Raw genomic sequence first — 19,522 nt, 5'->3', positions numbered from 1 at the left:
TTTCCTTGCTTGACTGGTTGGAAGACCGAAGACCGAAGCTTCGGGATTCTTATCTTTTCAGCAGACAATAGGCCATATTTTTGTCAATACTGGTAAGAAAGCGGATATCCGTATAAGATATTATTGAAATTGAGATCAAAAAAAGGCCGTCATCGACGGCCTTTTTTTATGCTTTTTCTAATCCCTTAACTTTTCCTTTGACTCTCAATACAAAGTCACTCAGTACATTCATATAGTTGATAAATGCATCATAAGGAGTGTCATAAGGGCTAAAGTAGGAGTGTATATCTCCGTCAGAGAAGAATTTGGTACACATGTAATAAAAGTGATCCGAAGTCTGTAAATAATTCCAGTCTCTCATCAAATCCGGGTCCTTGGTCTTTTTGACCATGGCTTCTAATTCATACAATCTGTCAAAAGCCTCGTCCTGTAGGTCATTTCCAAGCCAGGCAGTCAAATCTCTTTCTTCATCTGCCCATGAGATAGGAATCGGCACGTGAATAGGGCTGACTGCAGGGACTTTATCTATTACCTCAGAAGGAGTAGAGAAACCAAAATTTGTATGCTTGAATACAGCTTCCGGCAAAGCTCTCATGAAATCAAAAATCCCGGTTTCGGCCCACTGATGTTCTCCAAAGGTTTCATAGTCCATAAAGAGGTTTAAGACCTGCTCGCTTTGAGGAATAGCATTAATCCAATTGATGAATTTGTCTGTAGTCAATGGATAGTCTTCCCATGTTTTATTGCTAAAACGGAAGGCAATATCATCTGAAAGCCGGAAATTCTTAAGCAATACTTTGAGGTCGGGATTGATGGAGTTTTGGTACACGTAATTGGGACTTTTCCAGCCCAGCACGTGCTTGGCACCTTCCGTCAATATTCCTTTGTAGCCTAAATCAGCCACCATAGCCCCAATTTTATCAGAATAAATCAGCTCAGTGTTTCTGAATACTTTGGGTTGGTACCCATTGAAAAGCTGCTTGATTTTATCCTGATGTTGCTTGACCATTCCGGCAAACTCTTCCTTACTTTTCAGAGCTGCCAAGGAGTGACCATAAGTTTCATTCAGTAATTCTACTTGTCCGGTTGCCACCAAACGCTGGAAGCTTTCCAATACATCGGGTGCATAAGCCTCCAATTGATCCATGAAAGTTCCTGAAAAAGAAAAAGTCACTTTAAATGCCCCGTGATGCTTCTGGATTAATTCCAATAGTAAAGCATTCATTGGCAGGTAGCATTTTTGGGCTACTTTTCGAATTACACTTCGATTCAGGAAGTCATCCCAGTAATAGTGGTCCTCTCCAATATCAAAAAAACGATAAGGTTTTAATCGGTAGGGTTGATGAACCTGAAAGTAAAAACAGATAGTTCTCATGGTCTCGTGGATAAAGTTTTTTCATAGACAGTGACCAATTTGGCAGCCACATGTTCCCATTTTAATTTTTTAAGTTCTTGGCTTCCCATTTCCTTGAACATCCTGGAAATACCATCATAATGCAGTAAGGCAAAAATGGAATCCGCCATTGCGTCAATGTCCCAGAAATCAATTTTGATTGCATTGACCAAAACCTCTGCAACACCTGACTGCTTGGATATGATAACGGGAGTATTGTGCCTCACAGCCTCCAGGGGAGATATACCAAAGGGTTCAGATACAGAAGGCATCACATACACATCCGAAATGGCATACATATGATCCACATCGTCCCCTTTTAAAAATCCGGTAAAGTGAAATTTGGAAGCCATCCTCAGCTCGGCTACCCGATCAATCATCCTATTGAGTAAGTCTCCGGATCCTGCCATGACAAAGCGCACATTTGGATCTCTGTCTAGTACCTTCTTTGCGGCTTCTACAAAGTATTCAGGGCCTTTTTGGAAAGTAATTCTTCCTAGGAAGGTCACGATTTTTTCAGGAACCTTCTTGTTGTATTTGGATTTGATAATGCTTGCATCCAATACCGCATTGTGCAAGACACTGACTTTCTCAGCAGGAATTCCGTATTTATTGATGATAATATTTTTGGTCAGTTGGCTTACTGCTAAAACGTGGTCAGCAGCTTCCATTCCTGCTTTTTCTATATCATAAACAGGCCGGTTAACAGATTGGCCTGAGCGGTCAAATTCTGTAGCGTGCACATGAGCTACCAATGGCTTTCCTGATATCTCCTTGGCCGCGATACCGGCAGGGAAAGATAACCAGTCATGTGCATGGATAATTTCGAAATCATCTCTGTCTCTGGCGATCTGAGCCGCAGTTAAAGCATATCGGCTTACTTCCTCCATGAGGTTTTTGCCATACTTTCCGCTGAACTCATATTTGGTAGTAAAAATACTTTCGTCTACATCTGTTCTGTCATGAATGGCATAATCCGTGAACTTTTTATATTCCTCAGGGCCCAGATAAGGCACCAAAAAACTACTAACCTCCAGATAGGTCAGATTCTTCCAGATTTTCTTGAATTTTCGTTCCCGATAATCGATGGATACATCACTTGCATTGACAAAATCAGCCAGGGGTTCTTCATCCCCCCATAATTTTGGGACTACAAAAATGATATCCTGATTATAATGGGCCAATCCCTTGACTAATCCATAACAGGCTGTTCCTAGTCCTCCAGAAATATGTGGTGGGAATTCCCAACCGAACATTAAAACTTTCATAATTTATTTATAAACTCTTGACCAATTCCATCATTCTTAGCAATTCCCCAACACTCCAGGCTTGAGATACAGCTCCCTTTGGTCTATGAGGAGGATCTCCATCAAAGATCTCGGCAACTGTTCCAACACCATATTGTGTCATGACACCATCAAATCCTTTAATAATTTTTCCTATAAAATTCTTGGCAGACTTCCCGTGAAGCTTGATATAGCCTTCTACGAAATGACCCATCGGCCAAACCCAAACCGTTCCATTATGATAAGCTTGATCACGGCTGATCTGGTCTCCAAAATAATACCCTTTATATGCCGGGTCATCCGGAGCTAAAGTTCTCAGGCCTCTGGTTGTTAAAAGATTGGACTTTGCCAGTTCCAAGATCTGATCATTCTGCCCTTCGCTGAGCATAGTATAAGGTAAGGAAGTGGCGAAGACCATATTGGGACGAATGGACCAGTCTTTTTCATTTCCTTGAACCACATCAGCCAAATAGCCTTTTTCCTCATCCCAAAATTCGGCCTCGAAAGATGATTTTACTTTTTCCGCCAACTCGGCTATTTCCTGATCTCCTGTTAATTCATGATAAAAGCATAAGGCATTGTACCACAAGGCTTGAATCTCAACAGGACATCCTGTTCTTGGCGTAACCGGACCATCTGGAGTTACCGCATCCATCCAAGTGAGACAGATTCCTTCTTCTCCTCCATAAATCAGCCCATTATCCAGCATGTGGATATTGAAGTCAGTTCCAGCCCTGTATCCGTCTATGATTCCCTTAAGTTTATCAAGGTATCTCTTTTTAACGGTTTTACTGTCTCCAGTAAATTGAATGTATTGTTGCAATGACCAAAAGAACCAGAGAGGAGCATCCATGGAATTCATATTGGTGTAGGTTCCGCTTCCCACATTTGGGAATAAAGGACCTTTGAGGTCTTTGGACATGGTATCCATGATTTCCAAAAATGTTTCAGAATCTCCATTAGCTAGTGTCAATCCAGGAGCAGCAATGAATGTGTCTCTTCCCCACCAACCAAACCATGGGTAACCTGCAATGATCCTGGTGTCCCCGTTTCTTCTTCTGATAAACTGGGAAGCAGAGTTTTTGAGACAGTTTTCAAAATTACTTCTTGGGATTCTTCTTGCTATTTCTTTTGCAAAAGCCCTTTCTCTTGTCTTGGGGTCTGCCTCTGTCAAGCCGGCAGAAAAAATCACTGACTCTCCTTTTTCTATGTCAAATTCAAAGTATCCGGGAACAAACAGATCTTCTTGGTATTCGTAGCCCCTTTCTCTTTCCAAAATGTATTCTACATTGTGATACCAGTTTGGATCCGAGACAAACTCATTCTTTTTGGAAAGCTGTAAATACAATGGGTCATACACCGGGTAAAGTTTGAATTTAGCCCCATTGGGTACCTTCTCAAATTTTTTGTTGATATCATTATTTTCCTTGCAAAGTGTGTGGTAACCTCTGAATGCCAAGAAAGGAGAAATCCTGATTTTTGTAGGAGAATGAGCTTCCAATAAGGTGTATCGGATCATTACCCGGTCTCTGTTGGTGTCCAGAATAAGCTCTTTTTGTAACAATACTCCGCCTACTCTATAGGTGAGTTTTGGAATAGGCTCTGAATCAAAATCTTCCAGATACTTGTGGCCTCTAGGAGAGTAATTACCAGGATACTTGCTGATACCTAGATTGAAGCTTGCACCTCGTTGAATAACTGTTTCATGTACCGTTGAAAGGAAAACATGATTTTGGGAATCGATTTGAGGCTGAGGAGCAACTAAAAGTCCATGATATTTTCGGGTGTTGCATCCGATTATCGAGGTGCTGGTATAGGTTCCAGATCGGTTGGTCCGAATGATTTCTCTATCTAGAGAATAATTCAGATTAATCAACTGGGTTTTATCAAAATGGATATAACTCATAGGGGCTAATATTGTAGCCCGTTAAAATAGAATTTTGTATTGATAGAAAAAATGAAAAGGGCAAAAATTAAGGTTATGTTGCCATAACCTTGGTTGATTTTTTCAATTAGGAGTGAACTGCCTCTTTTTGAATCTCTTCAAAGTTGCGCAAGGACTCTTCAAACTTTACCATGTAGCTTCTCACCTGATGAATATTCACAGGCTTTACCACAGGGAATTTTGGTGAGGATTTGAACAAAGTAAACATCTCAAGTTGGTTTAGTTTGGTCTGAATTTGTCAAATGTTGTGCCAAATGCACCCTATTTAAAGCAAAAACCCCTCACTAGGAGGGGTTATGGGTGAAAGACCGGGTTCGAACCGGCGACCTCTGGTGCCACAAACCAGCGCTCTAACCAGCTGAGCTACAATCACCATTTGTTTTGGATTGAGAACTCATTTCTCAATCGGTTGGCAAAGGTAAGTATTCGCTTTAATCAGCGCAAGGATGGCCCTAAATATTTGTTGAAAAAGTTAGCCTCTCTCCTTTTTTACTTTCGTCAAACTGTCCGTTTGCATACGCTAGATGTCCAGAAACGATCGTATGCGTCACCTGTGACTGAAATGTATGTCCTTCAAAAGGAGACCAGCCACACTTTGCTAGGATATTTTCTTTGCTGACTGTCCATGGAGCATTGAGATCAACCAAGACTAAATCCGCAAAATACCCTTCCTGAATAAATCCTCTTTCCTCGATCCTGAATAGTTGGGCTACTTTGTGACTCATTTTATCAGCGATCTTTTCCAAGCTAATTTTTCCTTGATGATAAAAATCCAACATGGCTACCAAGCTGTGTTGAATCAATGGCCCTCCAGAAGGAGCTTTAGTGTAAACCTGATCTTTTTCCTCTAGGGTATGAGGAGCATGATCTGTGGCAATTACATCGATTCTATCATCCAACATCGCTTGGAAAATCTGATCTCTATCATTGGCTGTTTTTACAGCAGGGTTCCATTTGATCAAGGTGCCTTTGGTGTCGTAATCTTTTTCCGAAAACCACATATGATGGATGCATGCTTCTGCTGTGATCTTTTTTTCTTCCAATGGAATACTGTTGTCAAATAGGCTCAATTCCTTGGCAGTACTGATATGGAGAATATGTAGTCGTGTTCCAAACTTTTTAGCCATAGCAACTGCTCTGCTGGAGGCATCGTAACAAGCTTCCTCAGAACGGATTTTTGGATGTGCCTGAATAGGAATATCCTCTCCATATTTGGCTTTGTACTCCGCCATATTGGCAGCGATGATGTGGTCATTTTCAGAATGGATAGCCAGAAGACCTTTATATTCTCTGAAAATTCCTTCCAAAGACTCAATATTGTCGACGACCATGTTTCCGGTAGAAGATCCTTGGAAAACCTTTAAGCCGCAGACATTCTTCAAATCAAGCTTCAGGATTTCCTCTAAATTGTCATTGGTTCCTCCGAAAAAGAATGAATAATTGGCCAAAGACACTTCCTTGGCTCTGGTATATTTTTCCTCGAGAAGGGGAATGGTTACAGCCTGAGGAACAGTATTGGGCATTTCCATATAAGAGGTGGTGCCTCCTGCTACTCCAGCCTTTGCTTCAGTATAAATTTCACCTTTGTGTGTCAACCCCGGTTCTCTGAAGTGTACCTGATCATCAATCACCCCGGGGAAGAGGTATTTTCCATTTGCATCAATATGTTGGTCTACTTGTTCAGGAGTCAGTTTTTCGCCGATTTTGGCGATCCTTCCTTTCTGGATTAAAATATCTCCCCGAAAGATCCGGCCCTCATTGACTATATTTGCATCGGTGATCAGAATACTTTTCATCTTCAATCTTTTAAGTTTTCCCAAAAATAAGGAATCATGAGCAATGAGGCAGTAGGATTTGATGCATTTAAGCTGAATAAGCAATTGCTAAATGCAGTGGCCGAAGCTGGCTACACTTCTCCAACGGCTATTCAGGAAAAAGCAATTCCTTTGGCATTGGCAGGCCATGATGTGTTGGGAATTGCACAAACCGGAACAGGTAAAACGGCAGCCTATGTCTTACCTATCCTGATGAAGGTCAAATATGCTCAAGGGAATCTTCCGAGAGCCCTGATTCTGGCACCTACCCGTGAGCTGGTCATGCAGATCGAGGAAGTTTGCCATCAATTAGCTACTTACACTGATTTACGAATCGTGAGTTTATATGGGGGTATTGGTCCAAAAACACAAATTGAGCAAATCCAGGCAGGTGTGGATATCGTGATTTCTACTCCTGGGAGATTTTTGGATTTATACAAAAAAGGAGTGATGATCACCAAGGAGCTTAAAACCATGGTGTTGGATGAGGCAGATAAGATGATGGATATGGGGTTTATGCCTCAGATTAGGTCTATTTTGGAAGTGATTCCTGTCAAAAGACAAAATTTGCTCTTTTCAGCCACCTTTGCGCCTCGAGTAGATCGCTTGGCTGCTGAATTTTTAGAATTTCCGGAAAGAGTGGAGATCACGCCTTCTGCAACTACTGCTGAGACGATTGCACAAGTCAAATATTATGTACCAAATATCCGGACTAAAATCTACCTCTTGGAATATTTGCTAGACAGTGAATCTGTAAAGCGGGCGATTATCTTCACCCGTAGCAGAAAAAATGCCGAGGAGGTTTATAATTTTCTAAATAAGAATGAGTTTGGTGAAATCCGGGTGATCCACGCTAATAAGGGTCAAAATACCAGAATAAACTCCATGGATGAGTTTAAATCCGGAAATGTGCGGATTTTGGTTGCGACTGACGTGGCTTCCCGTGGTTTGGATGTGACGATGGTTTCTCACGTAATCAATTTTGATGTGCCGCTGATCTATGAAGATTATGTGCATAGAATAGGTAGAACCGGCAGAGCAGAGAAAGAAGGAAAGGCCATCACATTTATTAATCCTGCGGAAGCTTGGCATTTTGAGAAAATCGAAGAGCTGATTCGTATGGAAGTGCCTGAATATGCAATTCCCAAGCCTGTCACTATTACAGAAACTCCTTTTGCGGAGAATCAGATTTATGCCCGCGAGTTAGACAAGCTGAAGCAAAGAGACAATCCGGATTATAAGGGAGCTTTTCATGAAAAAAAGGCCAAACCCAAAAAGAATATCGGCAAAGGGGAAAAAGTAAAGGCTAAGAAAGCTGGTAAGAAAAAGAACAGGAACCAATTGAAGACGAAGAATAGGAAGAATTAAACAGATTTCGTTAAAAGAATCTAATTCCTTTTTAGAAGAACTAACTTTTGGTATTTAGCAGTATGAAAAGATTTCTTCTAATTATTCTGATTGTGATTGGATTGTATTCATGTGAAGAACCAATTGCAGAAAGTTCAATTCTAAAATACTCAGTTGAAAATTTAGAAATTCCTGTTTCATCTAATCAATTGAATTCCTATCAAACACAATCAAGTTACAAACAGAATGGAAATTCTATCTTGATTGGATATAATGATAAACGGCATAGCTTGGATTTTTTTAATCTGGATCAAGGTGAAGTTATAGCCTCAAAAAAATTAGAATATGACGGTCCGGATGGAATTGGAAAAATAGAGTCACTTTATATTCAATCTTCAGATTCTATTTTTGTTTACGAACAAGGTAAGCTACATCTGATTAATAGTGAACTTAGTAACAAGCAATCCTGGGATTTATTTCAGATTTATGGGGATTTGAATTTAGGGGTACCACAATGTAATTTTTACTTTAAGTTATACTACGATAGAGATCGTAAATCTGTGTACTTTTTCATGAATCCAATAGGTAAAAGCCCCGAAGAAATAGCTATTCTACCACTGATGACTGCTTTGGATTTGGAGACTTATGAGGTAGATATACTCCCCATCTATCATTCAGAATATTTCAAATCTGTCTCTGGTCAGGTAGGTTTTATGACGAATTTGGGCTTTTATGGGGCGCTTAAGAACCAATTGATAATCAATTATCAATATGAGTCTTCAATTAGTGATTATCATTTGGTTGATGATATATTAACCGCAACTATCAATTCTAAATTGCAAGTGGTTCCAAGCATTCCTAAAACAGATGATCATATAGCCTATGATGAACATGCCATTGAGAATGCTCAATATTTATCTCCGATTCCAGATCCTTGGAGAAACTTGATTTACAGCATTGTATGGGATAGACCACGCTCTGCTAACTCTAACAATTCTTATTTGGACAAAAGCCAAGTTCTTAGAGTTTTTGATGAAGAACTAAAGTTAATAAAGTCCATTCCTCTTCCTGATCGTACCTATCAAATTAACAATTGGTTTGTCAATGAAAACGGACTATACCTGAATAAAGCACACCCGGGAGACTCTTTGTTAAATGAGGATTTTTTAATATTTGATGTATTCAAGTTTGAGGTCAATTAATCATGGGTATTTTTTGTTTTCTGCTTAGTCTTCTATTTGGCCAACCTCAGTGGATAGAAGTTCCTTTAGACCATCTTGACCCTTTTTCTAAAAAAAATTAAAATAGAATATACTATCCAGAATCCATTTGACCCTGAAAAGAAGACTATCATCACCCATGAAGATCCTTTTGATAAGTACTTAGGAGTGGGAGATTTGTTAAATGTAGAATTAAAAGATTTCAATTATATAAAAATCCATGGACGGTATTTCTCTTCTGATTTAAGTCGATTTTTAAAAGAAAATGAATCAATAGAGTCAGAAAAGAAATTTCACTGGCTAAGTAGAACCCAAATAATTAATGATATAGAGCTTGTCAGAAAAGAAATTCTAGGAGATAGACAAGTGATATTGTTAGGATTTGGAAGTGGAGCAGGACTTATTCACTATTACCTTCATGAATATCCAACCAGTGTGGAAAAGGTGGTAAGTTTGAATCCCCTGCTTTTTGACATTCCTAAAAATCTTAGCTTTTGGGACCTTTTAGGAGGCTTTGAATCTATCGTAAATGAGTATTCAATCAATCAAATAATTAGGTTCTCCATCCAATCCTCGCAACCTTACTTCTTTATGGATAAGACCATTAGAGATAGTGTTTTAAAAGCTAACATTGAAGAATTCACCAGGAGATTTGATTTGAAAAATCTAGAGGAAACTAATCTAAGTTTAGGAGTACGGGCTTTTGAACATGAATTGGATAATGGAATTTATGATCTTGGACCATTTAGACATTTTTTAAGTTTACTTTCAATAGAATGGCAATTTGACTTAAACTCTTTTGATTGGTTTAAAGGAACAAATTATGATCTAGGAAGGGAATTTAAATCAAAATTAACCTTGATTGGGGGAGTATACAATTTGGTTCTAGATCCTAAATCATTTGATGTCATAGGAGAATTTTACCCCAACTCCAGTGTTTATCTTCTTAAAGATGGATTTGATTTTTCAATAACTAGAAACAAAGAAATGTGGGCTGAAATGATTTCTAGTTTTTGTTCAGATGATATTTCGGATCAAATTAAAATTTTCAAATTACTTCAAGAGAAAGACTTATTATTTCAAGGAAAGAGTTATAACTCAGTTCGAGTCGGCAAATAAAAAAGGGCCTCATTTGAGACCCTTTTAATAATTTTTATCTATCAGTTCTAGTATTCGTCCCGTCAACCCGAGTTCTGTTTTCTCTATTTGCTAGATCCCAAGCGGTGTGGAAAATCAGATGAGCTCTTTTTTCCATCAATGGGAATTCAATTTTATCCACTGTATCGGTTACTTGGTGGTAATCATCGTGAACTCCATTGAAGAAGAAGATCACAGGAATATCAAACTTTGCAAAGTTGTAATGATCTGATCTGTAATAAAATCTATTTGGATCATCCTCCGCATCATAACGATAATCCAAAATCAAATCGGTGTAGGTGATATTATTATACTCGTTGATTTTTTTCAAATCGGTAGAAAGCATCTCTGAGCCAATTACATAGACATAGTCTTTGTTTTCAGCATTTTGATATTCATAATCAATACGTCCCACCATATCGATATTGATATTATTCACGGTATTTGCGATTGGGAAAATAGGATTCTCAGAATAATGCTGAGAGCCTAATAATCCTTTTTCCTCACCGGTTACATTTAAAAATAAGATTGATCTTCTTGGTCTGTGACCTTCTTTGGCTGCTGTGGCAAATGCTTCAGCAATTTCCATCACAGATACAGTACCTGAACCATCATCATCTGCACCATTGAAAACCTCGCCGGTAGAGCTTACACCCACGTGATCGTAATGCGAGGAGATAACCAATACTTCTTCTTTTTTGTCGGTACCTTCCAAAAAGCCCAATACATTATAAGCTTCCAAAGGAGTTTTATCTTTCACTACCTGATAAGACGCTTTTTGAGATTTGATACTGGAAGGATTTGACTTGGCAGCTTCTTTCAAAACATCCACCGGCGTACCAAATAGCTCGCCCATTTTTTCGGAGCTGACCATGAATACCGGTCTTTGGCTGGTGGCTTGATCAAACCCTACTCTTCCGCGACCGGCTAATGATTTATATCTGTTGGCGATTCTGTCAAAATTTGCCTGACCTTCCATAGTTACAATTACAGCACCTGCCGCTCCTGCGTCCATCACTGCATTCAGCAAATTATTACTGCGTTCACCCACAGCCCAAATACCAACGAGCTTGCCTTTTACATCTACTTTGGCCAAATTTTCATCATTGACAAGGCCTAAAAATACCAATTCAGTTTTGGAGGCTTTTTTCATATTGGCATCACCCACGAATACGAAGTCCTCATTCTCAACCAATTTTGATTTCCCTACCTGTAAAGTCACTTTGTCAAACTTGCTGCTTACCAAAGGAACTGCCTGAAAATAGCTGCCATCTACTGGTCCTGTTAATCCCAAGCTTTTGTAAAAATCCGCCAAATAGTTAGCGGCAATCAATCCTTCCGGGGAACCGGTATCTCTACCTTTCATCTCATCGGATGCCAAAAAGGTCAGATATTCTTTCAAGTCTTCTGCCGTAATTGTATTGGCATATTTCACCTGTACTGGATTTTGTGCAATTGCTCCCAGACTCAAACCCAAGGCAAGCGCTCCAGTCAACGCAAATCGTTTGTTCATATAGTTTTTAATTTGATTTTAATTCAAAAAAACCGTCGCTTTAAAGCTTCGATTCCTCTTACATGATCGATTATTAAGCACGGATCATGCTCGATTTTTTTGATAAAGTTTTATTTAGGCCTCTAAGCTATACAAAAATTTGAGCCTCCCACAAACTGTTTACAGGAAAGGAGTGTTGAGAGGGTGAATTTCTACTGGTTTAGAGAAGATTATCTGTTGATAAATATTACCTTTGCCGCCAGAAAGACAAAGTATTTCTAACCCAAATATTCATTACAGCTTCCATTCAATTCGTATGAAGATTAACCTTTCTAATGCTGTCAAGTTTGAGAGCAGACACAATGGCCCGACCGAGGCAGAGATCGCAGAGATGTTGGATAAAATCGGAGCCTCTTCCCTGGAGGAATTAATCAACCAAACTGTTCCAGAATCCATTCAATTGGAGAGACCTTTGGATCTTCCCAAAGCTAAGCTGGAATCCGAGTTTTTGAGAGACTTCAAAAAACTCGCCTCCAAAAACAAAGTTTTCAAATCCTTCATCGGAATGGGCTATTATGATACCATTGTTCCTGGAGTGGTTTTGAGAAATGTCCTGGAAAACCCGGGATGGTACACTGCTTACACACCTTACCAGGCCGAGATTGCTCAAGGTAGATTAGAAGCGCTTATCAATTTCCAAACAGTGGTCAGCGAATTGACCGGAATGGAATTGGCAAATGCTTCTTTATTGGATGAAGGTACAGCTGCAGCTGAGGCGATGACTATGCTTCATTCTGTGAAGCCAAGAGAAAAAAAGAATGCTAATAAATTCTTTGTAGACGAGAAAATTTTTCCTCAGACCAAGGCGCTTTTGGAAACTAGAGCTGAGCCTGTAGGGATTGAATTGGTATTTGGGTCTATCGAGCAAATGGATGTGACTGATCCGGAATTATACGGGATCTTGTTCCAATATCCGGACGCGGATGGTGCTGTAAGAGATTATTCAGCGATAGTGGCTGCTGCTAAAGAAAATAAAGTATTGACTGCTTTTGCATCAGACTTACTGGCCTTGACTTTACTGACACCTCCTGGAGAAATGGGAGCTGATGTTGTCGTAGGTTCCGCCCAGCGATTTGGAGTACCTATGGGTTATGGAGGTCCTCATGCAGGATTTTTCGCCACTAAGGAAGAGTTTAAAAGACAAATTCCGGGTAGAATCATCGGTGTTTCCATCGATAGAGCTGGAAATAAAGCCTATAGAATGGCGCTCCAAACCAGAGAGCAACATATAAAAAGAGAGAAAGCAACTTCCAATATTTGTACTGCTCAAGTATTATTGGCAGTAATGTCTTCCTTCTATGCAGTATATCATGGCCCTAAGGGATTGAAGGATATTGCTTTGAGAACGCATGGATTTGCAAAATTAACTGCTCAGGCTCTAAAGCAAGTTGGACTCCAGGTAGGAGAGCAGACATTCTTCGACACCATTGAGGTGAAGATGAACGAGGTTTCCCGCGAAAGAGTTAGAGGCTTGGCTTTGGGTGAGAAGATGAACTTCCGTTACGAGTCAGAGTCCATCTTCATCTCTTTTGACGAAACCAAGACTTTGGAAGATGTTAAAACCATCGTCAATATTTTTGCTACAGAAGAAGGTAAGCATACCTTAAACTTGGATGAGTTGGTAAGCAACTTGAGCTTGGAACTTCCAGAGGCTTTGAACAGAAAGTCAGCCTACCTAACCCACCCGGTATTCAATAGCTTCCATTCCGAGCATGAAATGCTTCGCTATATCAAGCGTTTGGAAGCAAAAGATCTTTCTTTGGTTCATTCCATGATTTCATTGGGCTCTTGTACCATGAAGTTGAATGCAACTGCAGAAATGATTCCTGTGACTTGGCCGGAATTCGGGCAGATTCACCCATTTGCTCCAATGGATCAAGCTTTAGGCTATCAGGAGTTATTTACCAATTTGAGAACTTGGTTAACAGAAATCACTGGTTTTGCAGATACTTCTTTGCAGCCTAATTCTGGAGCTCAAGGAGAGTATGCAGGTTTGATGGTAATCCGTGCGTATCACATCAGCCGTGGCGAAGGGCATAGAAATGTAGCCTTGATCCCAACATCAGCTCATGGTACCAACCCAGCTTCTGCTGTAATGGCAGGGATGAAAGTAGTTTTGGTGAAATGTGATGAAAAAGGAAATATTGATTTGGCTGACCTGAAGGAAAAGGCGGCAGCTCATGCAAATGACTTGTCAGCTTTGATGGTTACCTATCCTTCCACTCACGGAGTATTTGAAGAAGCGATTCAAGAAATCTGTGCGACCATACATGAATTTGGTGGTCAAGTGTACATGGATGGAGCGAATATGAATGCACAAGTAGGTTTGACTTCTCCGGGTAGAATCGGAGCGGATGTTTGTCACTTAAACTTGCATAAGACTTTCTGTATTCCTCACGGTGGAGGTGGACCTGGGATGGGACCAATCTGTGTGGCAGCTCATTTAGCACCATTCCTTCCAGGAAATCCTTTGGTGAAAACTGGGGGTACTCAGGCAGTATCCTCTATCTCAGCAGCTCCTTATGGAAGCGCAAGTATCTTGCCTATTTCCTATGCCTACATTGCGATGATGGGAGGCGATGGACTGACTAATGCTACCAAGATGGCGATTCTAAACGCCAACTACATCAAAGAGCGATTAGACGGTCATTTCCCTATTTTGTATATAGGAACCAAAGGCAGAGCAGCTCACGAGATGATCATTGACTGCAGAAGCTTCAAAGAATTTGGAGTAGAAGTAGAGGATATCGCCAAGCGTTTGATGGACTATGGTTTCCACGCTCCTACGGTTTCTTTCCCAGTAGCGGGTACCATGATGATTGAGCCAACTGAGTCTGAGACGAAGGCGGAATTAGATAGATTCTGTGATGCCTTGATTTCCATCAGAGAAGAAATCAGAGAAATCGAAAGGGGAGAATCAGACAAAGAGAATAACGTTTTGAAGAATGCTCCGCATACTGCCAACATGGTATTGATCGGAGAATGGGATCTACCTTATTCAAGAGAAAAAGCTGTGTATCCTTTGGGTTATTTAAGAGACAATAAATTCTGGCCTACTGTCAGGAGAATTGATTCTGCCTACGGAGATAGAAACTTGATGTGTAGCTGTATTCCTGTGGAGGAATATGCTAATCAAGAGGAAATGGCTTAATTGAAAATAGATAAAAAAAAGAGGTTAGTGGAAACACTAACCTCTTTTTGTTTTACCAAATCCCGAATTGGCCAAAATGGTGTTTGAAATGCTTATGATGAAATTTTTCCCATTCATCGAATGTGAGATATCCAAATCGAGGATGTATTGACCTGAATTTGGGATTGTTCTCAAAAGCCTCCTCATATTCTTGAACGCTTTGTACTAATTTTTCTTTGGCAGTTTCCAAGTCCGGAAATCTCAAATCAGGCAATTCCCCATTTGAATTGGGTGCTCTGACTCCTTTGGGAAATTCTATGTCAGTATAAATCAAGGCCTGTTTCTGCATCAGCTGCTTTTCATTCGGCTCAAATTCAGGGAGTTTGATTCTTCCACTGGAAAGTTTCATAGTGATGGTCATATGCTCCACCATATGCTGAGGAGTCATGATACCGAATTGGGCTGGAGTATCAGTGCTGAGATTTTGAAGTTGAGATTGGATTTTAGACGAATTCAACATATTGTGGTTATTTGAGTTTTTTTCTGAAAAGTAAATTTTTGATTTCAATTGTATCGCTGTCAATCTAATATTTTATTATCAATTAATTTCTGAGTTGGAGACAGTCAACTAGGCTTTTGCAAAAAAAAGCGTCTGAGATTCCCAGACGCTTTTTCCAATTGACGAACTCTAAAATTTAACTTCCGCACATTTCGCAGTCATCCGGATTGTCCAAAGAGCATTGTACTGCCTCTTGTTTGGTGGACTTGGTTACGGTTTCTACTTGTGCTTTATCTTCTTTTGGCTCCAAGGCGCTCTTATCCAAAGTAAACTTGATCGCTGCAGCTGCCGCCTGAGATCTTAAGTAATACATACCGGTCTTTAATCCCTTCTTCCAAGCGTAGAAGTGCATGGATGTAAGCTTACCAAAGTTCGGGTCTTGCAAGAAGACGTTCATACTTTGTGACTGACAGATATAAGCTCCTCGATCTGCTGCCATATCGATAATCACCTTCTGAGAAATTTCCCAAACAGTCTTGTAAATATCTTTGATGTGCTGTGGAATCGCCGGTACATCCTGAACAGAACCATTGGTGGAGATCAATCGGTTTCTCATGTTATCATTCCACAAGCCTAACTTGATCAGATCTTTCATCAAGTGCTTGTTAACTACAATGAATTCACCTGATAATGTTCTTCTAGTGTAAATATTGGAAGTATAAGGCTCGAAGCACTCATTATTTCCTAAGATTTGAGAAGTGGAGGCAGTTGGCATAGGAGCTACTAGCAGGGAGTTTCTCAAACCAAACTTCTTCACTTTCTCCTTCAATTCCGTCCAGTTCCATCTGTTGGATTTTGGCGTTACTCCCCACATATCAAACTGAAGCTCTCCTTTGGATGCTGGTGAACCTTCGTAGGTTTCATAAGTACCTTGAACTTTGGCCAACTCCATGGATGTTTCTACAGCCGCATAATAGATGGTTTCGAAGATGTCTTCATTCAATCCTTTTGCTTCAGGTGAGTCAAAAGGCATTCTCAGCATAATGAAAGCATCCGCCAATCCTTGCACACCCAAACCAATTGGTCTATGTCTGAAGTTGGATCGTTTCGCCTCTTCTACCGGATAGTAATTAACATCGATTACCTTGTTGAGGTTACGAGTCGCTACTTTGGTGATTTCATATAATTTCTGATGGTCGAAGAAAAGCTTTCCATCAGGTCCTTGTGTCACGAATTTTGGAAGTGCTAAAGAAGCAAGGTTACAAACAGCCACCTCATCCGGAGCAGTGTATTCTATAATCTCAGTACAAAGGTTTGAAGACTTGATGGTCCCCAAGTTTTTCTGATTGGACTTTCCATTCGCTGCATCTTTGTAGAGCATGTAAGGAGTTCCGGTTTCGATTTGAGATTCCAGAACTTCAAACCACAATTCCTGAGCTTTGATGGTTTCTCTTGCTTTTCCTTCACGCTCGTACTTTTCGTATAGCTTTTCAAATTCCTCTCCATAGCAATCGGAAAGGCCTGGGCACTCATTAGGGCAGAACAAAGACCAAGTTTCGTTTTGTTCTACTCGCTTCATGAATAGATCTGGAATCCAAAGTGCGTAGAACAAGTCTCTGGCACGCATTTCTTCTTTTCCATGATTTCTCTTAAGCTCTAAGAAGTCTTTGATATCAGCATGCCAAGGCTCTAGGTAGATGGCAAAAGAACCTTTTCTTTTTCCTCCTCCTTGATCCACGTATCGTGCGGTCATATCGAAGTTTCTCAACATCGGTACGATTCCGTTAGATACGCCATTGGTTCCTTTAATATAAGAACCTTTAGCTCTTACATGGTGGATTGAAAGACCGATACCTCCTGCAGATTGTGAGATTTTAGCACATTGCTTTAATGTATCATAAATTCCATCAATACTGTCATCCTTCATAGTCAGAAGGAAGCAAGAGGAAAGTTGTGGCTTAGGAGTACCTGCGTTGAAGAGGGTAGGAGTCGCATGAGTAAACCATTTTTCAGAAAGGAGATTGTAAGTTTCGATTACAGATTCCAAATCTTCTTTATGAATACCTACGGCTACCCGCATCAACATATGCTGTGGACGCTCTACTACTTTGCCATCCAAACGAATCAAGTAGGATCTTTCTAAGGTTTTATAGCCGAAGTAATCGTATCCAAAGTCTCTTTTGTAATCAATCGCCGCATCTAGCTTTGCCGCATTCTTTTTAATAATGCCATACACTTCCGGGTCAATCAATGCCGCATTCTCACCTGTGATCGGATTGACATAAGTGTAAAGTCTTTTCATGGTATTTGAAAAAGACTGACTGGTTGTTTTATGCAGGTTAGAGATGGCAATCCGTGCAGCAAGTATCGCATAATCCGGATGCTTCACTGTCAATGAAGCGCAAACTTCTGCGGCTAGATTATCTAGCTCAGAGGTAGTTACTCCATCATACAAACCATCAATTACCTTTTTGGCAACTTCGATAGGCTGTATAAATTTAGGATCCAGCTCATAGCACAGATTCTCTATTCGTGCTGTGATTTTGTCAAAGCGAACTGATTCGCGTCTTCCGTCTCTTTTTATTACTAGCATAGTTCAGGTGAGGTTAATGGTTGGGTAAAGTGGTTTTGGTTAAAAATCTTCCCCTAAAGAGAAGCGTGCTGATTCTGTTGCATCATTGGACTTCATCACCCCGGCTTTTTGATAATCACCTACTCGCTTCTCGAAGAAGTTGGTTTTACCCTGAAGGGAGATCATATCCATGAAATCAAATGGATTTGTACTATTCCATACCTTATCGCATCCTAGTTCCATCAATAATCGGTCCGCAACGAATTCGATGTATTGACACATCAAATCTGCATTCATTCCTATCAATCTTACCGGAAGTGCATCGGTCACAAATTCCTTTTCGATGGCAACTGCGTCCATGATAATTTCTTTGACAGTTTCTTTCGGAAGCGGGTTTTGTACGTGTTGAGTATAAAGGTGACAAGCAAAGTCACAGTGAAGACCCTCGTCCCGTGAAATCAGTTCATTAGAGAAAGTAAGTCCTGGCATTAGTCCTCTTTTCTTCAACCAGAAAATCGAACAGAAAGAACCGGAAAAGAAGATTCCTTCTACAGCTGCGAAAGCAATCAATCTTTCCTGGAAGCTTCCATTGTCAATCCATCTCAATGCCCAGTCTGCTTTTTTCTTGACGCAGTCAATGTGCTCAATGGCGTTTAACAATTTGTCTCGCTCAACCGGATCTTTGATATAAGTATCGATCAATAAGCTATAGGTCTCTGAGTGAATATTTTCCATGGCAATTTGAAATCCATAGAAAAATTTAGCTTCTGTATATTGAACCTCTGCGACAAAGTGCTCAGCCAAGTTCTCATTTACTATACCATCACTTGCAGCGAAGAAAGCCAATACGTGAGAGATAAAGTGGCGCTCCCCATCATTCAGGTTTTTCCAGTCTCTCATGTCTTGTCCTAAATCAATCTCCTCAGCCGTCCAGAAGCTGGCTTCTGCCTGTTTATAAAATTTCCAAATGTCTGCGTGCTGGATGGGGAATAAAACAAAGCGATTCTTATTCTCTTCTAAAATTGGTTCTGCTTGCATCGTTCTCTTTGGTTTATTTGATAATGTTTTAAATAAGTTAAATTCAGACAAATAGCTCTTCAGTAATCGTTGCCGGGGATAGAAAAGGCTGCCTTTTTAGAACAGCCTTTGAACAAATATGTGAACCAAAATCCAGAAATAAAACCCCCGGAGTACTGAATTATGGTGTTTTTTGAACAATAGTCAAAAACTATTTAAATATCATAAATACAATGCTTTATATGTATTCAAATAAAGTAAAAGATAAGCTGAAATGGGCATTTTGAGGCGTTGAAACTTTTTTCAGTTTTTTTGAAAAAAATATTTTTAACAAAATTCAAGTGATTTTTGACCGAGGTTCAATTCTATTCAATCGATTTAAAATGAAATAAACAGCTGAAAATCAGGTATGAGCAGCTGTTTGAATTTTCTACCGATAATATTACTGTCTTTTAAAATTGCTTGAGTCCAACGATTCCTTGCCCTGTTTCTCGGTACTTTTTATCTTTGCGAAGCTTTGAATGTGTTGATACAAATCTTGGCTTTTAAAGCTCCTGAAAAAAGGGATTACTGATAAATACTTTTGGCGCAGCTCTAAGTTGCTGAAGTA

13 protein-coding genes and 1 tRNA gene are annotated in these 19,522 nt (G+C 39.9%); 4 read left to right on the top strand and 10 right to left on the bottom strand.

Going from position 1 to position 19,522, the window contains the following annotated elements:
• Positions 1 to 166 precede the first annotated feature (166 nt).
• The 6 genes from BM073_RS16665 to BM073_RS16645 form a co-directional block, all read right to left on the bottom strand.
• Positions 167 to 1,375: a glycoside hydrolase family 57 protein gene (locus tag BM073_RS16665; RefSeq protein WP_091655471.1), complete on the bottom strand. Its 1,209-nt coding sequence runs from the start codon at positions 1,373 to 1,375 to the stop codon at positions 167 to 169.
• On the bottom strand, positions 1,372 to 2,661 hold the full coding sequence (locus BM073_RS16660; protein ID WP_091655470.1) for a glycosyltransferase family 4 protein: 1,290 nt from the start codon (positions 2,659 to 2,661) through the stop codon (positions 1,372 to 1,374). Before BM073_RS16660 ends, BM073_RS16665 begins: the two co-directional genes overlap by 4 nt.
• 7 nt (positions 2,662 to 2,668) lie before the next feature.
• Complete coding sequence (locus BM073_RS16655) at positions 2,669 to 4,585, bottom strand: glycogen debranching enzyme GlgX (RefSeq protein ID WP_091655469.1); 1,917 nt, start codon at positions 4,583 to 4,585, stop codon at positions 2,669 to 2,671.
• A 106-nt stretch (positions 4,586 to 4,691) separates the two neighbouring features.
• Positions 4,692 to 4,832 carry a hypothetical protein gene (locus BM073_RS18145; RefSeq protein ID WP_175557941.1) on the bottom strand — a complete coding sequence of 47 codons (141 nt, stop codon included), beginning with the start codon at positions 4,830 to 4,832 and terminating at the stop codon, positions 4,692 to 4,694.
• Between the two features lie 90 nt (positions 4,833 to 4,922).
• Positions 4,923 to 4,998, bottom strand: a tRNA-His gene (locus BM073_RS16650).
• Between the two features lie 78 nt (positions 4,999 to 5,076).
• Entirely contained in the window at positions 5,077 to 6,420 is a 1,344-nt protein-coding gene (locus BM073_RS16645; protein ID WP_091655468.1) for a dihydroorotase, read from the bottom strand.
• Between the two features lie 36 nt (positions 6,421 to 6,456).
• Here BM073_RS16645 and BM073_RS16640 point away from each other — a divergent pair, with 36 nt between their 5' ends.
• From BM073_RS16640 to BM073_RS16630, 3 genes are all read left to right on the top strand, one after another.
• Complete coding sequence (locus tag BM073_RS16640; protein ID WP_091655467.1) at positions 6,457 to 7,806, top strand: DEAD/DEAH box helicase; 1,350 nt, start codon at positions 6,457 to 6,459, stop codon at positions 7,804 to 7,806.
• Between the two features lie 62 nt (positions 7,807 to 7,868).
• Positions 7,869 to 8,987 carry a DUF4221 family protein gene (locus tag BM073_RS16635; RefSeq protein ID WP_091655466.1) on the top strand — a complete coding sequence of 373 codons (1,119 nt, stop codon included), beginning with the start codon at positions 7,869 to 7,871 and terminating at the stop codon, positions 8,985 to 8,987.
• Between the two features lie 75 nt (positions 8,988 to 9,062).
• Positions 9,063 to 10,124, top strand: a complete 1,062-nt coding sequence (locus BM073_RS16630; RefSeq protein WP_091655465.1) for an alpha/beta fold hydrolase — start codon at positions 9,063 to 9,065, stop codon at positions 10,122 to 10,124.
• 34 nt (positions 10,125 to 10,158) lie between these two features.
• Here the strand turns inward: BM073_RS16630 and BM073_RS16625 are convergent, their stop codons facing one another.
• A complete protein-coding gene (locus BM073_RS16625; protein WP_091655464.1) occupies positions 10,159 to 11,655 on the bottom strand; it encodes a M28 family metallopeptidase in 1,497 nt (498 codons plus the stop codon).
• Between the two features lie 295 nt (positions 11,656 to 11,950).
• On the opposite strand from BM073_RS16625, the gene gcvP reads away from it, so the two are divergent.
• On the top strand, positions 11,951 to 14,845 hold the full coding sequence (gene gcvP / locus BM073_RS16620) for an aminomethyl-transferring glycine dehydrogenase (protein ID WP_091655463.1): 2,895 nt from the start codon (positions 11,951 to 11,953) through the stop codon (positions 14,843 to 14,845).
• A 52-nt stretch (positions 14,846 to 14,897) separates the two neighbouring features.
• Here gcvP and BM073_RS16615 read toward each other — a convergent pair whose 3' ends face one another.
• The 3 genes from BM073_RS16615 to BM073_RS16605 form a co-directional block, all read right to left on the bottom strand.
• On the bottom strand, positions 14,898 to 15,344 hold the full coding sequence (locus BM073_RS16615; protein WP_091655462.1) for a hypothetical protein: 447 nt from the start codon (positions 15,342 to 15,344) through the stop codon (positions 14,898 to 14,900).
• Positions 15,345 to 15,519: 175 nt separating this feature from the next.
• Positions 15,520 to 17,916: a ribonucleoside-diphosphate reductase subunit alpha gene (locus BM073_RS16610; protein WP_091655461.1), complete on the bottom strand. Its 2,397-nt coding sequence runs from the start codon at positions 17,914 to 17,916 to the stop codon at positions 15,520 to 15,522.
• A 39-nt stretch (positions 17,917 to 17,955) separates the two neighbouring features.
• Positions 17,956 to 18,933, bottom strand: coding sequence for a ribonucleoside-diphosphate reductase small subunit (locus BM073_RS16605; RefSeq protein ID WP_091655460.1), 978 nt, complete (start codon positions 18,931 to 18,933; stop codon positions 17,956 to 17,958).
• Between the last annotated feature and the right edge of the window lie 589 nt (positions 18,934 to 19,522).

The organism is Algoriphagus ornithinivorans, assembly GCF_900115305.1.
In the GTDB taxonomy this organism is placed as follows: domain Bacteria; phylum Bacteroidota; class Bacteroidia; order Cytophagales; family Cyclobacteriaceae; genus Algoriphagus; species Algoriphagus ornithinivorans.
The sequence above is the reverse complement of the archived record's forward strand: the minus strand, read 5'-3'. Positions and strand labels throughout refer to the sequence as shown.

What these genes read in the sequence shown, in the direction of transcription:
- BM073_RS16665 (WP_091655471.1), bottom strand. Translation starts at nt 1,375, where the DNA reads ATGAGAACTATCTGTTTTTACTTTCAGGTTCATCAACCCTACCGATTA.
- BM073_RS16660 (WP_091655470.1), bottom strand. Translation starts at nt 2,661, where the DNA reads ATGAAAGTTTTAATGTTCGGTTGGGAATTCCCACCACATATTTCTGGA.
- BM073_RS16655 (WP_091655469.1), bottom strand. Translation starts at nt 4,585, where the DNA reads ATGAGTTATATCCATTTTGATAAAACCCAGTTGATTAATCTGAATTAT.
- BM073_RS18145 (WP_175557941.1), bottom strand. Translation starts at nt 4,832, where the DNA reads ATGTTTACTTTGTTCAAATCCTCACCAAAATTCCCTGTGGTAAAGCCT.
- BM073_RS16645 (WP_091655468.1), bottom strand. Translation starts at nt 6,420, where the DNA reads ATGAAAAGTATTCTGATCACCGATGCAAATATAGTCAATGAGGGCCGG.
- BM073_RS16640 (WP_091655467.1), top strand. Translation starts at nt 6,457, where the DNA reads ATGAGCAATGAGGCAGTAGGATTTGATGCATTTAAGCTGAATAAGCAA.
- BM073_RS16635 (WP_091655466.1), top strand. Translation starts at nt 7,869, where the DNA reads ATGAAAAGATTTCTTCTAATTATTCTGATTGTGATTGGATTGTATTCA.
- BM073_RS16625 (WP_091655464.1), bottom strand. Translation starts at nt 11,655, where the DNA reads ATGAACAAACGATTTGCGTTGACTGGAGCGCTTGCCTTGGGTTTGAGT.
- gcvP (WP_091655463.1), top strand. Translation starts at nt 11,951, where the DNA reads ATGAAGATTAACCTTTCTAATGCTGTCAAGTTTGAGAGCAGACACAAT.
- BM073_RS16615 (WP_091655462.1), bottom strand. Translation starts at nt 15,344, where the DNA reads ATGTTGAATTCGTCTAAAATCCAATCTCAACTTCAAAATCTCAGCACT.
- BM073_RS16610 (WP_091655461.1), bottom strand. Translation starts at nt 17,916, where the DNA reads ATGCTAGTAATAAAAAGAGACGGAAGACGCGAATCAGTTCGCTTTGAC.
- BM073_RS16605 (WP_091655460.1), bottom strand. Translation starts at nt 18,933, where the DNA reads ATGCAAGCAGAACCAATTTTAGAAGAGAATAAGAATCGCTTTGTTTTA.